General features: G+C 65.8%; 10 protein-coding genes. 4 read left to right on the plus strand and 6 right to left on the minus strand.

Annotation, left to right across the window (positions count from 1 at the left end; genetic code table 11):
• The first annotated feature begins 396 nt into the window (after positions 1 to 396).
• The gene (locus RPB_RS18165; protein ID WP_011442479.1) at positions 397 to 1,974 is read left to right on the plus strand and encodes a fatty acid--CoA ligase; all 1,578 of its coding nucleotides are present in this window, start codon (positions 397 to 399) and stop codon (positions 1,972 to 1,974) included.
• Between the two features lie 1,122 nt (positions 1,975 to 3,096).
• Here the strand turns inward: RPB_RS18165 and RPB_RS18170 are convergent.
• Positions 3,097 to 4,371, minus strand: a complete 1,275-nt coding sequence (locus RPB_RS18170; protein WP_011442480.1) for an acyl-CoA dehydrogenase family protein — start codon at positions 4,369 to 4,371, stop codon at positions 3,097 to 3,099.
• A gap of 126 nt (positions 4,372 to 4,497) precedes the next feature.
• Between RPB_RS18170 and RPB_RS18175 the strand changes: the two genes are divergently transcribed.
• The gene (locus RPB_RS18175; RefSeq protein ID WP_011442481.1) at positions 4,498 to 5,277 is read left to right on the plus strand and encodes an enoyl-CoA hydratase-related protein; all 780 of its coding nucleotides are present in this window, start codon (positions 4,498 to 4,500) and stop codon (positions 5,275 to 5,277) included.
• Positions 5,278 to 5,610: 333 nt separating this feature from the next.
• Here RPB_RS18175 and RPB_RS18180 read toward each other — a convergent pair whose 3' ends face one another.
• Genes RPB_RS18180 through RPB_RS18190 form a run of 3 tightly spaced genes read right to left on the minus strand, consistent with a single transcriptional unit; the run spans position 5,611 to position 7,844 of the window.
• On the minus strand, positions 5,611 to 6,018 hold the full coding sequence (locus tag RPB_RS18180; RefSeq protein WP_011442482.1) for a DUF6285 domain-containing protein: 408 nt from the start codon (positions 6,016 to 6,018) through the stop codon (positions 5,611 to 5,613).
• A gap of 22 nt (positions 6,019 to 6,040) precedes the next feature.
• Entirely contained in the window at positions 6,041 to 7,036 is a 996-nt protein-coding gene (locus RPB_RS18185) for a phosphotransferase family protein (RefSeq protein ID WP_011442483.1), read from the minus strand.
• Positions 7,037 to 7,043: 7 nt separating this feature from the next.
• Positions 7,044 to 7,844 carry an enoyl-CoA hydratase/isomerase gene (locus tag RPB_RS18190; RefSeq protein WP_011442484.1) on the minus strand — a complete coding sequence of 267 codons (801 nt, stop codon included), beginning with the start codon at positions 7,842 to 7,844 and terminating at the stop codon, positions 7,044 to 7,046.
• Between the two features lie 165 nt (positions 7,845 to 8,009).
• Between RPB_RS18190 and RPB_RS18195 the strand changes: the two genes are divergently transcribed.
• Positions 8,010 to 8,789: an SDR family NAD(P)-dependent oxidoreductase gene (locus tag RPB_RS18195; RefSeq protein ID WP_011442485.1), complete on the plus strand. Its 780-nt coding sequence runs from the start codon at positions 8,010 to 8,012 to the stop codon at positions 8,787 to 8,789.
• A 28-nt stretch (positions 8,790 to 8,817) separates the two neighbouring features.
• A complete protein-coding gene (locus RPB_RS18200; protein WP_011442486.1) occupies positions 8,818 to 10,329 on the plus strand; it encodes an acetyl-CoA acetyltransferase in 1,512 nt (503 codons plus the stop codon).
• A 134-nt stretch (positions 10,330 to 10,463) separates the two neighbouring features.
• Here RPB_RS18200 and RPB_RS18205 read toward each other — a convergent pair whose 3' ends face one another.
• Both RPB_RS18205 and RPB_RS18210 read right to left on the minus strand, forming a co-directional pair.
• Positions 10,464 to 11,666 (minus strand): efflux RND transporter periplasmic adaptor subunit, encoded by a 1,203-nt coding sequence (locus tag RPB_RS18205; RefSeq protein ID WP_011442487.1) that lies wholly within the window; start codon positions 11,664 to 11,666, stop codon positions 10,464 to 10,466.
• A complete protein-coding gene (locus RPB_RS18210) occupies positions 11,656 to 14,850 on the minus strand; it encodes an efflux RND transporter permease subunit (RefSeq protein WP_011442488.1) in 3,195 nt (1,064 codons plus the stop codon). The genes RPB_RS18205 and RPB_RS18210 overlap by 11 nt, the downstream gene beginning before the upstream one ends.
• Between the last annotated feature and the right edge of the window lie 142 nt (positions 14,851 to 14,992).

A 14,992-nucleotide genomic window follows, 5' to 3' on the forward strand; every position in this document is an offset into this window, starting at 1 on the left:
CGCGCTCTTGCGCGCCTCGAAGGATGACAGCAGCGAGCGCCTGCGGCCCATCCTTCGAGGCCGTCGCAGATGCGACGGCACCTCAGGATGACGTCGTGCGAGCGGACGGGCCGAGCAATTCGGCTCGCGCGCACGAGCCAACTAACGACGTCATCCCCCGCGACAGCCGGGGATCCAGTATTCCAGAGCTCCGGTGGCGATCACGAAGGCCCTGGGATACTGGGCCGCCCGGTCGAGCCGGGCGATGACGTGACTTTTGGTGCGCCGCTTTCGGCTGCACATCGCTGTGACCGGCCCTCCCAGCAAATAACGCTCCCGCTTGTGTTTGCCTGCGAAGCGCGGCAGACTTCGGGCCAATCAACAAGTAACTAACAAAAATCGTCCCAGGGAGTGACAATGTCCGAGCAGACCGAGCCGGCCAATTTGGCCGACGTGATCCGTGCGCAGGCCAAGACGCGCGGCGACGAAATTCTCTACGAATTCGAAGGCCGCATCACCAGCTTCGCGCAGTTCGATGCCCACACCAACCGGATCGCCCGCGCGCTCGCGGCCTCCGGCGTCAAACCGAACGAGCGCATCGCCTATCTCGGCAAGAACAGCGACATCTATTTCGAGCTGTGGGCCGGCGCGATGAAGGCCAATGTGGTGATCGCGCCGGTGAACTGGCGGCTCGCCGGGCCGGAGATCGCCTATATCGTCGAGGACTGCAAGGCGGCGATCCTCTTCGTCGGCCCTGAATTCGTCGATCAGGTCCGCGGCCTGACGGATCAGATCCCCAGCGTTCGCGCCATCATCACCACCGAAGGCGGCGCGCCGGAGTGGCAGGATTTTGCCCAATGGCGCGACGCGCAGCCGAGCGACGATCCGCAGGTCGCGGTGGCGCCGAGCGACATCGCGATCCAGCTCTACACCTCCGGCACCACCGGCAAGCCGAAGGGCGCGATGCTCAGCCACGCCAATTTCCTGTCGCTGGTCCGCGCCGGCCGCGACAACACGCCGGAGTGGAACATCTGGTCGAGCGACGACGTCTCGCTGATCGCCATGCCGGTGTTTCACATCGGCGGCTCCGGCTGGGGCATGATGAGCATCTATCACGGCGCCAAGGGCGTGATCGCGCGCGAATTCGATCCGACCAAGGTGCTCGACTTCTTCGAGCAGGCCAAGATCACCAAGCTGTTCATGGTGCCCGCCGCGATGCAATTCGTGGTGCGGCAGCCGCGCGCCCGCGAGGTGGATTTCTCGCGGCTGAAATACATGCTGTACGGCGCCTCGCCGATTCCGGCGGCGCTGCTGAAGGAATGCATCGACGTTTTCAAATGCGGCTTCGTGCAGATGTACGGCATGACCGAGACCACCGGCACGATCGTCGCGCTGCCGCCCGAGGACCACGTCGAAGGGCTGGAGCGGATGCGCTCGGCCGGCAAGGCGCTGCCCGGCGTCGAGATCGCGATTCTCGATCCCGACGGCAAGCCGCTGCCGCCGCGCCAGGTCGGCGAGATCGCCACCCGCTCCGGCTCCAACATGGCCGGCTACTGGAATCTGCCGGAGGCGACCAAGAAGACCATCGACGGCGACAACTGGCTGCGCACCGGCGACGCCGGCTACATGGACGAGGACGGCTACGTCTATATCCACGACCGCATCAAGGACATGATCATCTCCGGCGGCGAGAACATCTATCCGGCCGAAGTCGAGAGCGCGATCTGCGATCATCCGGACGTCGCCGAAGTCGCCGTCGTCGGCGTGCCGGACGATCAATGGGGCGAAGCGGTGAAAGCCGTGGTGGTGATGAAGCCCGGCAAGGAAGCCACCGCGCAGGACATCATCGGCTTCACCCGCACCCGCATCGCCGGCTTCAAGACGCCGAAGTCGATCGACTTCATCCCGGCCCTGCCCCGCAACGCCTCCGGCAAAATCCTGCGCCGGCATCTGCGCGATCCGTATTGGACCGGGAAAGACCGCCAGGTGAACTAGGCGCGTTGGCGCTGCGCGCGACGGCCAACGTCTCTCGTCGCGCAAATCACCTCCCGTTCGTCATTCCGGGGCGCTCACGAAGTGAGCGAACCCGGAATCCATAACCCCCGTGACGATGTCGATGCACAGCGCCGAAGTCGTATTGCTCCATCATCGATACCAAGGGTTATAGATTCCGGGTTCGCGCTGCGCGCGCCCCGGAATGACGAACGAGAGGTTTGTTCGTGGCCGTAGGATGGGTTGAGCGCAGCGAAACCCATCACATCGCCCTTGACAGAATTCCTATTATGATTATAATCCGTCTCGTCCTGTCCGTGAGGGGCGCTTCGCGAGGCGTCGTACAAGCGGGACAGATCGGCGGGCTGGGAAACCAGCCCGGAACGATGGTTCGATGAAGCCGGCGCTGTGCCGGTGGAGTCGGACGGACGCGGCGTCCTGCGCGTTGCGGCTCGCACCCGCACGTCCGGGAGGCTTCGGGGACCCGTCCGGGCCTACTACGAGGCTCTGCGACTTGTTAGTTCGCTGCACGGGGGCAGGTGAAGGCGGCGAAATCCGCCGGACCGTGGGGTTTCATTACCCTTGCCTGTCAACGGAAGCACGGGCCTGAAAGCCGAAAACCGCCGCAGGTGGGCGCGCCGACGAGGCGTTGCGCGATCCTTCGCAAGAAGTGATCGCGAGAACCACCATCACCCGCGCCACGCGGCGCGCCCCCACCCCTCGCTGTGAAGCGACGGGTGCAGAACTCGGGCTCAGCGGAGCCGCGAGACGGATTTCGCGTGGCTGTTTGATATTCGAATCCGTCAGCGCGTCGCGAATCTCGCGACGCGCACGCCGTCATCCTGAGGCGCGAGCGCAGCGAGCCTCGAAGGATGGGCCGCAAGGCACCGGCTGTGCGGGTCTCCGCATCCTTCGAGGCTCGCCCTTGCGGGCGAGCACCTCAGGATGACGACGCAGAGAATATCGCGTCCGCTCAACGCAGACCTCCTGTGTCCCGCACGCGGCGCAGCGCGCCAGCGCTGCTCCGCAGATGCGGGACCCCGGTCTGGCTGCGCACCACTCACCGGGACCCCGGATCTGCGCCGCGGCATGGCATGCCGCAGCGCGTCCGGGGCACTGATGAGATCACCTCTTGTTCACACCCATATAGCCGAACAGGAATCCCGCGACCTTGCGCATCTGGATTTCCTCGCTGCCTTCGGTGATGCGATAGCGGCGGTGGTGGCGATAGATGTGTTCGAACGGCTTGTGCCGCGAATAGCCGATGCCGCCGTGGACCTGGATCGCGCGATCGGCGGCCTGGCCGCACAGCCGGTTCGCCCAGTAGTTGCACATCGACACCTTGTCGGACAGCGTGTGCTCGACCTGCGCCTGGGTCATCTGATCCATCTCCCACGCGGTCTTGCGGATCAAGAGGCGCAGCATTTCGGCCTGGGTGGCGAGTTCGACCAGCGGAAACTGGATCGCCTGGTTGCGCGCCAGTTCCTCGCCGAACGGTTTTCGCTCCCGCGCGTATTTGACGCTTTCATTGATGCAGAACACCGCAGCACCCAGCGAACTCGCCGCCTGGCGAATGCGGTTCTCGTGCACGAAGCATTGCGCCAGCGACAGGCCGCGGCCGACCTCGCCGAACAACGCGTCTTCGGTGACGAAGACGTCGGTGAAGCTCACCCGCGGATGATCGGTCGGCATGTTGAAGGTCCAGAGATATTCCTCGACCTTGACGCCGGGCGCATCGGCCGGCACCAGAAAGCAGGTGATGCCGCGGGCGTCGCCGTCTTGGCCGGTGGTGCGGGCGAACAGCGCGCAATGCGTGGCGACGTGCATGCCGGTCGTCCACATCTTCTCGCCGTTGATCACCCAGCCCTTCTTGCCGTCGCGCACCGCCTCGACCGCACGCGTTTCCATATGCGTCGCATCCGAGCCGTGATCGGGCTCCGTCAGACCAAACGTGATGCGATATTTTCCGGTGATCGAGCCGTCGATCATCGCCTTCTGATCGTCGCGGCCGTAGAGGTCGAGCATCTTGACGATCGGGAAATTGCCGACGATCGAATGCTCGTTCTGCAGATCATTGTGCAGGCCGAGGCCCTTGGCGGCGAAGTGCTCGCGGATCACCGCCATCCACAAATTCGTGCCGTCCTGCCCGCCATAGCGCTTCGGAATCGCGAAGCGCAGATGCCCGGCGTCATCGGCGATGTTCTTCGCCTTGCGCAGCAGCTCTTCCCAGTCGTGCCGCGGCAGTCCGCCGCCCTCGAAATCGGTGCGCGCCCATTCGCGGCGATGATCGAAGAAGCGGATGTTGTCGTCCGCCTGTTCCAGCGGCTTGATCTTGGCGTCGATGAAGCGATCGAGCTCGGCGAGATAGGCGACCAGATCCGGCGGCAGGGAAAAATCCAAGGCGTGCTCCCACGGTGTTCGTGTTGTTGTTGATCTTGTTAAGCGAGTGATTAACATGCGCCGCGAACGACAAGTCAAGCGCGCTTCAGCCGCACCAATTCTGCCCAACGAAAAGAGGAAACGTCGATGGCGCTGCAATTCTCCACCGTGACCCGCAAGGGCCCGATCACCATCGTCACGCTGTCGCGACCTGAGGTCTACAACGCGCTGCACACCGACGCGCATTACGAACTCGAAGGCGTGTTCAACGACTTCTCCGCCGACCCCGAGCAATGGGTCGCGATCATCACCGGCGCCGGCGACAAGGCGTTTTGCGCCGGCAATGATCTGAAGTGGCAGGCCTCGGGCGGCAAGCGCGGCTGGGGCGAGACCGGCTTCGCCGGGCTGACCTCGCGGTTCGATTGCGACAAGCCGATCATCGCCGCGGTCAACGGCGTGGCGATGGGCGGCGGTTTCGAAATCGCACTCGCCTGCGACTTGATCATCGCCGCGGAGAACGCCACATTCGCGCTGCCGGAGCCGCGCGTCGGCCTCGCCGCGCTGGCCGGCGGCCTGCACCGCCTGCCCCGCCAGATCGGGCTGAAGCGCGCGATGGGCATGATCCTCACCGCCCGCCACGTCCCCGCCCGGGAGGGGCTGGAACTCGGCTTCGTCAACGAAGTCGTCCCCCCGGGGGAGGCCCTCGCCGCCGCCGAGCGCTGGGCCGAAGCGATCTGCGCCGTCTCTCCGATGTCGATCCGCGCCTCGAAGCAGGCCCTGATGCGCGGCCTCGAAGTCTCCTTGCCGCAAGCGATCGCCGAGCAGCGCGACTATCCGGCGGTCAAAGCCATGGTCGCCTCGCAGGACTACATCGAAGGCCCGAAGGCGTTCTCGGAGAAGCGCAAGCCGAACTGGGTTGGGAAGTAGTTCGTCGGCCCGAAGTAGTTCGTCGGCCCGCCTCTCCGCGTCATTGCGAGCGAAGCGACGCAATCCAGAAGCTCCGAGCGCAGCGCTGGATTGCTTCGTCGCGGAGCCTGTACTCGGACGGCGCAAAGCGCCGATCCGGGTGCTCCTCGCAATGACGGGAAACCAACGTCGGTCATCCGGGGCGCGAGCGCAGCGAGCGAAGCCGGACGGCAACTACCGAGTCGTCATCCTGAGGCGCTCGCCCTCTTCGGGCGAGCCTCGAAGGATGCGGCGACGAGCCGCTGACGTCGATGGCCTGCGGCTCATCTTTCGAGGCGCGCAAGGGCGCGCACCTCAGGATGACGGAGCGTTTGCTGAAAGGTGTTGTCCCGCGCCTTCCAGCTCGCGCCGATAGCTCGCGTAGTTCGGCTGGTCGACGGCGAGCTTGGCGAGCGTGGTGCGCCACAGATGATCCTGCAAACCCGGCGTCGACAGATCCATCGCGCCCGACGCGATGCGTTCTGACAATTCGCGGTTGAGGTCGTGCAGCGCGCCGTCATGGCCGAGCAGTTCCTTCAGACGCGCGAGCTCGTCGGTGTCGCTCGCCTGCGTCAGCGTGAGCTGCCGCGTCACCAGATCCAGCGCGTTGATGCCGACGCGCAGTTTGAACGCGGCGTGGCCGGTGAGCTGCGGCGCGACCTGCTCGCGCAGGAAATCGGCCACCGCCTTGATCAGTTCGTCGGGCCTCGGTTCGTCCTGCATCTCGGCTTCGCCCCTTCGTTATCTAGGCGCGCGGCGCCAATAACCGCAGCAGATCGATCTCGGTTTCCGACGAGCGGCGCCCGATCATCGCGCGTTCCATCGAGTGGTCGGGACCCTGCCGAAACCGCTGCATCATGCCGCAGCACATGATGCCCCAGCGCAACGTGCCCATTACTTCCCAGAATTTGACCCGATCGGCATCGACGGTTCCGCCGGCGTCCTGATAGCCCGCGAACATCTCCTCGCGCGAGCCGAGCCCGCCGACCGGTCTGTCGATCTCGCCGAACCGCCACGAATTGACGCAGACCCAGCCGAGGTCTTCCATCGGGTCGCCGCGATGCGCGAGTTCCCAATCGAGCACGGCGCGCACGCCGTCGGGCCCGATGATCAGATTGCCGTGGCGGAAATCGCCGTGCACCAGCGTGATCTGCTTGGAGACGCCGGGGTCGTGATCGGCGAGCCAGCGCAGCGCCAGTTCGAACACCGGCCGCGGCCAATCCATGCTGCGATAGTCGGCGCGCAGCAGCTCGATCTCCTGCGTCGAACTGATCGTCCGCAAGCCCGGCAGCGCGGCGCTGTCGATGCCGTGCAGGCCGGCGAGGATGGTGCCGATCTGCCGCGCCAGTTTCGGCCGTGCGGCGGCGAATAGTTCGTCGCGCAGGATCTTGCGCGGGATGGTTTCGCCCTCCACCTTCTGCATCAAAAAACCGTCGCCGAGCCCGTCACGCTCGGTGAGAACGTGCAGCACGCGCGGCGACGGCACCCCGGCCTCGTCAGCGAGCCGCATCAATTCGGCTTCGACCTCCAGCCCCGCGGCGCGTCCGGAAACGCTGCCATAGCCCGGCGGCGAGCGGCGCAGGATCGCCGCGATGTCGCCGTCCGGCCGCTCGATCACGAACGACCAGGTCTCCTGGCTGGCGCCGCCGGAGAGTTGCGCGACGTCGCGGACGCCGGTCGCGCCGGCGCACCACGATCGCACGCTGCGCGCCAGCGCCTCGACAAAAGCCGTTGCGGCCATCGCGCGCTTATTTGCCCTGGAACTTCGCGGGGCGCTTTTCGAGAAACGCGCCGACGCCTTCCTTGAAGTCGTCGGTCGAGCCTGCGATGCGCTGGGATTCGAATTCGAGGTTGAGCTGCTCCTCGAACGAATTTTCCGGCGAGTCCCAATACAGCTTGCGGATCAGCGACAGCGCTATGGTCGGGCCGTTGGCGAGTTCCTGCGCAAGCTTCATCGTTTCGGTCCACAGCTCGGCGTCGTCGTAGACGCGATTGACGAGGCCCCATTCCAGCGCCTTCTCGGCCGGCAGCTTCTCGCCGAGCAGCGACAATTCGAGCGAGCGCGCCTTGCCGACCAGGCGCGGCAGCAACCACGTCGAGCCGCAATCCGGCACTAGGCCGATGCGGCGGAACGCCTGCAGGAAGTAGGACGAACGCGCGCACAGGATCATGTCGCCCATCAGCGCGAAGCTCATGCCGGCGCCCGCGGCAGGCCCGTTGACCGAAGTGACGATCGGGCAATGCAGCTTGCGCAAGCGGCGCAGGAACGGATGAAAGGCGGTCTCGAGCGCGGCGCCGGCGCCCTTGCCGCTCTGGCTCATGTTGTTGCCGGAATTGCGGCCCTGCAGATTGGCGCCGGTGCAGAACGCGCGGCCCGCGCCGGTGATGACCAGGCAGCGCACTTCGGCGCGCTTGTCCTCGATCGCGTCGAGCGCCTCGCCGAGGCCGCCCAGCATGTCGATCGAGACCGCATTCATCACTTCCGGATGATCGAGCTTGAGGACCGCGACCGGGCCGTCGAAATCGAGCGTGACGTGTTTGAACTGCATCTGTTTCCTCGCGCTTGCTCCGCGTTATTCCGCGGCGTGGAAGGCTCGCGAACCCGGAGCCATATTTGATTTTTGCAGCGCGCTTGTCCATGGTCCGCCGACGATAACAGCGCGCATGCCGTTGCGAATGGTTTAGCGCGCGACAAACAAAAATGGAAACGCTGTATGAGCATTTTCGATCTGAACGGACGCGTCGCGGTCATCACAGGCGGCAATGGCGGCATCGGGCTCGGCATGGCGCAGGCGCTCGCCGCCGCCGGTTGCAACGTCTCGATCTGGGGCCGCAATCCCGAGAAGAACAAGGCGGCGGTGCAGAGCCTCGCCGGCGCGCGCGGCAAGGCCGAGGCGCAGATCTGCGACGTCACCGACCCCGCCTCGGTGAAGGCCGCGATGGAGGCGACGCTGAAAGCCTTCGGCCGTGTCGACGGCTGCTTCGCCAATGCCGGCATCGGCGGCGGCGGACGGCAGCCCTTCATCGAACGCACCGAAGAGCAATGGCGCACGATGTTCGCCACCAATCTCGACGGCGTCTTCCACGCCTTCCAGGCCGCCGCGCGGCACATGACCGACCGCGCCGCGAACGGCGATCCGTTCGGCCGGCTGGTCGCGACCTCGAGCCTCGCCTCGATCTTCGGCACCGCGCGCAACGAGCACTACGCCGCGACCAAGGCGGCGATCAACGCGCTGGTGCGCGCGCTCGCGGTCGAACTCGCTCGCAACGGCGTCACCGCCAATGCGATCCTGCCGGGCTGGATCAAGAGCGACATGACCGCGGGGATCATGGGCAACGACAAATTCGTCGCCAACGTGATGCCGCGCATTCCGGTGCGCCGGTTCGGCGAGCCCGAGGATTTCGGCGGCATCGCGGTGTATCTGATGAGCAAGGCGTCGTCCTATCACACCGCCGACACCTTCGTGATCGACGGCGGCTACACCGCGTTCTGACGACCACGACCCATCAAAGAAGAAGACCATGGCCAGCCAACTCCCGCCCGAGCGCATTCCCGTCATCGCCGGAATCGGCGAAATCGCCGATCACCCCAAGGACATTGCGCAAGGGCTGGAGCCGCTGGCGCTGCTCGAACAGGCGGCGCGACGCGCCGGCGACGACAGCTCTGTGCATCTGCTGCGCGAGATCGACTCGCTCGATATCGTCAACTTCCTGAGCTGGCGCTATCACGCGCCCGAGCAGCAGCTCGCCGCGAAACTCGGCGTTTCGCCGCGGCACTGCTACTACGGGCCGGTCGGCGGCGAGAGCCCGATCCGCTTCATCCACGAAGCGGCGCTGCGGATCGCGCGCGGCGAAGCGCACGTCGCCGTGGTCTGCGGCGCCGAGGCGCAATCGACCGTCACCAAGGCGGCGCGCGCCAAGCTCGAATTGCCGTGGACGCCGTTCGCGAGCGACGCGCCCGAACCGAAGCGCGGCGCCGCGTTCCAGAAGCCGATCGCCACGCAGCTCGGCGTCGCGCGGCCGATCACCGTGTATCCGCTGTACGAGGCGGCGACGGCCGCGCATTGGGGCCAGACGCCGCGGCAGGCGCTCGACGAATCCGGCGTGCTGTGGTCGCGCTACGCGCAGGCCGCCGCGGCCAATCCGAACGCCTGGATCAAGCGCGCCTTCGCACCGAGCGAGATCACCACGCCCTCGCCCGACAACCGGCTGATCGCCTGGCCCTATACCAAGCTGATGGTCGCCAATCCGAGCGTCAATCTCGGCGCGGCAGTGCTGCTGACCTCGCTGGCGAAGGCACGCGAGGCAGGCATCGCCGAGGAAAAACTGATCTACATCCATGGCGGCGCCTCGGCCGAAGAGCCGCGCGATTATCTCGCCCGCGATCAATTCCACCAGAGCCACGCCCAGAACGCGGTGTTGGAGACGATAAAGGCGATGGTCGGCGGCGACGGCCGCGTGTTCGACGCGATCGAGCTGTATTCCTGCTTCCCTGTGGTGCCGAAAATGGCGCGGCGCACGCTTGGGCTCGGCGACGACGTGCAGCCGACGGTGACCGGCGGCCTCACCTTCTTCGGCGCGCCGCTCAACACCTATATGACCCACGCGGCCTGCGCGATGGTGCGCAGGCTGCGGGGCGGCGCCAGGCTCGGCCTGCTGTATGGACAGGGGGGCTTCGTCACCAAGCACCACGCGCTGGTGCTGTCGCGCACGCCATCGCAACAAGCGCTGAGCGAGAGCGTCAGCGTACAGACGAAGGCCGATGCGGCTTACGGCGACGTCCCGCCGTTCGTGACAGACGCCTCGGGCGACGGCACGGTCGAGAGCTTCACCGTGATCTTCACCGGCAAGGGCGACGTCGAACACGGCGTCGTGGTGCTACGCACCTCGGACGGCGCGCGCACGCTGGCGCGGGTGCCGGCGCAGGATCAGGCGACGCTGGCCGTGCTGACGAACATGGATCGCAGTCCGGTCGGCACGAACGGTCCGATCACGACGAGCGCCGATGGCGTGCTGGAGTGGCGTGCTGTCTAGCTCTCAGCGACAATGATGCTCGTGGCGCAAGCAATGCGTTCCGTCATTGCGAGCGAAGCGAAGCAATCCAACGGCGCCGTGCACGGAGCTGCTGGATTGCTTCGTCGCCTACGGCTCCTCGCAATGACGGAGAACTACCCCTTCACGTCCTGCTTCTCCGACGCGGTCGGCTTGCCGGCCTTGCCTGCATCATTGCCGACAACGCGGACTTTCTCGCCGTCGGCGATGCCGTCGGGCGGCGCGACGATGATGCGGTCATCGGGTGAGAGGCCGGAGGCGAGTTCGATTTCGCGGCCGAGATCGCGAGCGATCGTCACGGTCTTGAGCTGCACGCGATCGTCGGGGCCGACGACCGCGACGCGCAGCCCGCTGCGGTTGAACATCAGCGCGCTGGCCGGGATGTAGAGCGACACCTCGTCGCGCACCAGGCTGAGCTTCACATTGGCGTAGCCGCCCGGCATCAACTCGCCCTTGGCGTTGTCCAGGGCAAGTTGCATCCGCGTGGTGCCCGAGGACACGTCGACCGCCTGCGACGAGGCCTCGACCGTCGCCGGGAAGCTGCGGTTCGGATATTCCGGCAGCGTGATCACCGCCTTGGCGCCGATCTTGATCATCGGCACATAAGTCTGCGGCACGTTGACGTAGACGCGCAGCTTCGCGATGTCGGACACCACGAACATCGCGGGTCCGGCGCTGGAGCCGGCGCTGATCAGCGCGCCGACGTCGGTGTTGCGCTCGGTGACGACGCCGTCGAACGGCGCGGTGATCTTCTTGTAGCCGGCCAGTGCTTCCAGCCGTTCGACATTGGCCTGGCCGGAATTCACCGCGGCCTTCTTGTTGGCGAGGTCCGCGCTGCGCTCGTCGATTTCCTGCGCCGAGACGAAGTTCGACGCCAGCAGCGTCTTGCGGCGGTTCAGCGTCGCCTCGGACAATCGCGCGCTGGCCTGCTGGCTGGCGAGATCGGCGCGCGCCTGCAGCAATTGCTGATCGAGATCGGGCGCCTCGACCTCGGCGATCACCTGCCCGGCCTTGACCCGAGCGCCGATGTCGGCGCTCCAGCTCTTCACATAGCCGGAGACGCGGGCGTAGATCGGCGCGCGGGAATAGGCCTCGAGCCGGCCCGGCAGATCGAGCGTATTGGTCAGCACCTTACCGTCCGGCCGGGTCACCGCGACGCTGGAGATCGCCTGCTCGTCGGTCCAGTGGCGCAGGTCCGCGCTGCTCTTCTCGCGTGCGCTGATCCCGGTGACGACGACGGCGACCGCACCGCAGGCGAGCAGGATGCCGGCGATGCCGAGCCCGCGACGGGATTTGCGCGGCGGGGCGTCAGTGGACATGCGACATCTCCGCGACCGGGGCTTCGTCCTGCGCCGGCTGTTTCTTGTGGACCATGCTGAACACCACCGGCACGAACATCAGCGTCGCGATGGTAGCAAAGATCAGGCCGCCGATCACGGCGCGGCCGAGCGGCGCGTTCTGCTCGCCGCCTTCGCCGAGTCCGAACGCCATCGGCGCCATGCCGATGATCATCGCCAGCGCTGTCATCAGCACCGGGCGGAACCGGACGAAGCCGGCTTCCAGCGCCGCCCGCACCGGATCGCCGAGCACGGCGTAACGCTCGCGGGCGAACGAGATCACCAGCACGCTGTTCGCGGTGGCGACGCCCATGCACATGATCGCGCCGGTGAGCGCCGGCACAGAGAGCGTCGTGCCGGTGGCGAACAGCATCCAGACGATGCCGGCGAGCGCCGCCGGCAGCGCGGTGATGATGACGAACGGATCCGCCCAGGACTGGAAGTTGACGACGATCAGCAGATAGATCAGCACGATCGCGCCGAGCAGGCCGAACAGTAGCCCCGAGAACGCGCTGTTCATGGTCTCGACCTGGCCGAGCAGCACCACCGACGAGCCTTTCGGCACCTCGGCCCGGGTCTCGTCGATCACCTTGCGGATGTCGGCGGACACCGCGCCGAGATCGCGACCCTGGGTGGTGGCGAAGATCTGGACCATCGACTGAATGTCGTATTGCGAGATCACCGCGTTGCCGGCCGAGCGCTTGATATCGGCAAGGCCGCCGAGGATCGGCGCGTTGGCGCCGGCGCTTCCGGTGGCCGAAATCGGGATCGTCTCGAGCTTGCCCAGCGAGTCGATCTGGTATTGCGGCGTCTGCATCACGATCGAATACGACACGCCGTTGTCGGGGTTGAGATAGTAGGTCGGCGCCACCTGCGACGAGCCGGCGAGGTTGACGACGAGGCTGTTGGTGACGTCGCGCGTCGTCAGCCCGACATATTGCGCGCGGGTGCGGTCGACATCGATATTGAACATCGGGTTGTTGGGCGATTGCTGAATCCGCGCATCGGCGACGCCGGGAATGCGCTTGATCTTCGCCAGCAGCTTTCCGGCGTATTCGAAATTCGCCGCGAGATTGGCGCCGCGCACCTGCAGGTCGATCGGCGCCGGCGCGCCGAAATTGAGGATCTGGCTGACGATGTCGGCCGGCAGGAACGCGAAGCTCATACCGGGAAACTGCCGCGGCAACTGCTCGCGCAGCGCCCGCACGTATTTCTCGGTCGGCTCGTGCTCGGCCTTCAGCTTGATCTGGATGTCGCCGTCCTGCGTGCCGATCACGCCGGTGTTGTTGTAGGTCAGATTGATGCCCGAGATCGGCATGCCGATGTTGTCGGTCATGGTCTCGATCTGGTCCGGCGGGATGATCTTGCGGATCGCCTTCTGCACCTCGGCGAGCTGATTGGCGGTTTCCTCGACGCGGGTGCCGACCTGGGTGCGGACGTGCATCAGGATCTGGCCGGAATCCACCGACGGGAAGAAGTTACGCCCGAGATACGGCACCAGCGCGAACGACACCGCAACGACGCCGAGAAAGCCCACGACGAACAGCTTGCGATGGCCCATCGCCAGCGTCAGGAGGTCGCCATAGCCGTGGCGGAACCGGGCGAACAGGCCTTCGAAACCCTGCTGGAAACGAACCAGCGGATTGCGCGAACGCTGCTTGCCGTCGAGGCTGCCGTGATGCACGTGCGGCTTCAGCAGATATTTCGCCATCGTCGGCACCAGCGTGCGCGACAGGATGAACGACCAGATCATCGCGAACATCACCGCTTCGGCCATCGGCACGAACAGGAACCGCGCGACGCCCTCCAGAAAGAACATCGGCACGAACACGATGCAGATGCACAGCAGCGACACGAAGGCCGGCGTCACGATCTGGCGTGCACCGTCCATGATCGAGGTTTCGACCTCCTTGCCCTGCTCGAGATGCCAGTTGATGTTCTCGATCGTCACCGTCGCGTCATCGACAAGGATGCCGACCGCGAGCGCGAGGCCGCCGAGGGTCATGATGTTCAGCGTCTCGCCGATCGCCGCCAGACAGACGATCGCGCCGAGAACGGACAGCGGAATCGAGACCGCGATGATGATCGTCGAGCGCCAGCTCCCGAGGAACAGCAGGATCATCACGCTGGTCAGGAGCGCGGCGATCACGCCCTCGACCGCGACGCCGGTGATGGCGCCGCGCACGAACACCGACTGATCGCCGATGAAGGCGATCTTCAGCGTCTCCGGCAGCGCGTCCTTGACCTCGGCGACCTTGCGTTTGATGCCGGAGATGATGTCCAACGTCGACACCGCGCCCGCCTTCAGCACCATCATCAGCACCGAGCGGTTGCCGTCGACATGGACGATGTTGGTCTGCGGCGGGTTGCCGTCGCGCACCGAGGCGACGTCGCGGATATAGACCATGGCGCCGTTGACGGCCCTGATCGGCAGATTGCCGAGATCGGCCATCTGCTTCGGCGAATTGTTGAGCTGGATGACGTATTCGAACTCGCCGATCTTCTGGGTGCCGACCGGGGTGATCAGGTTTTGTGCGGCGAGCGCGTTGGCGACGTCCTGGCCCGACAGGCCGCGGGCCTGCAGCGCGGCCGGGTCGAGGTCGATCTGGACCTGGCGCTGCTTGCCGCCGAACGGCCACGGAATCGCTGCGCCGGGTACTGTGACGAGCGGAGTGCGGAGCTGATTGATGGCGAGATCGGCGAGGTTCTGCTCGGTCAAGCCGTCGCCGGACAGCGCCAACTGGATGATCGGCACCGTCGAGGCCGAGTAGTTCAGGATCAGAGGCGGCGTCGCGCCGGGCGGCATCTGCCTCAGCATCGTCTGCGAGATCGCCGTCACCTGGGCGTTGGCGGTGCGGATGTCGACGTTGGGCTGGAAGAAGATCTTGACGATACCGAAGCCGTTATAGGAGTTGGCGACGATGTGCTCAATGTCGTTGACCGTGGTGGTCAGCGCGCGCTGGAACGGCGTGGTCATGCGGCCGGCCATCTGGTCCGGCGGCAGGCCGGTGTATTGCCAGACCACGCCGATCACCGGAATCCGGATCTCGGGAAAGATGTCGGTGGGGGTGCGCATCGCCGCGAGCGGCCCGACGATCAGCAGGAGTAGCGCGAGCACCACGAACGTGTAGGGCCGGCTCAGAGCGATGCGAACCAGCGATATCATCCGTCAGGCCGTTCCCGATCTTCTTGTAGGGCAGGTGCTGCTGCTTCGGTGCACCTGCGCAACTATTGCCGAAGACCCGAAATTAGCCAAGCCACCACGTGGACGAACAACCCTGATGCACGGCGATATCGCGCGCAGTTGA

The sequence above is a fragment of the Rhodopseudomonas palustris HaA2 genome (assembly GCF_000013365.1).
Lineage (GTDB): Bacteria > Pseudomonadota > Alphaproteobacteria > Rhizobiales > Xanthobacteraceae > Rhodopseudomonas > Rhodopseudomonas palustris_J.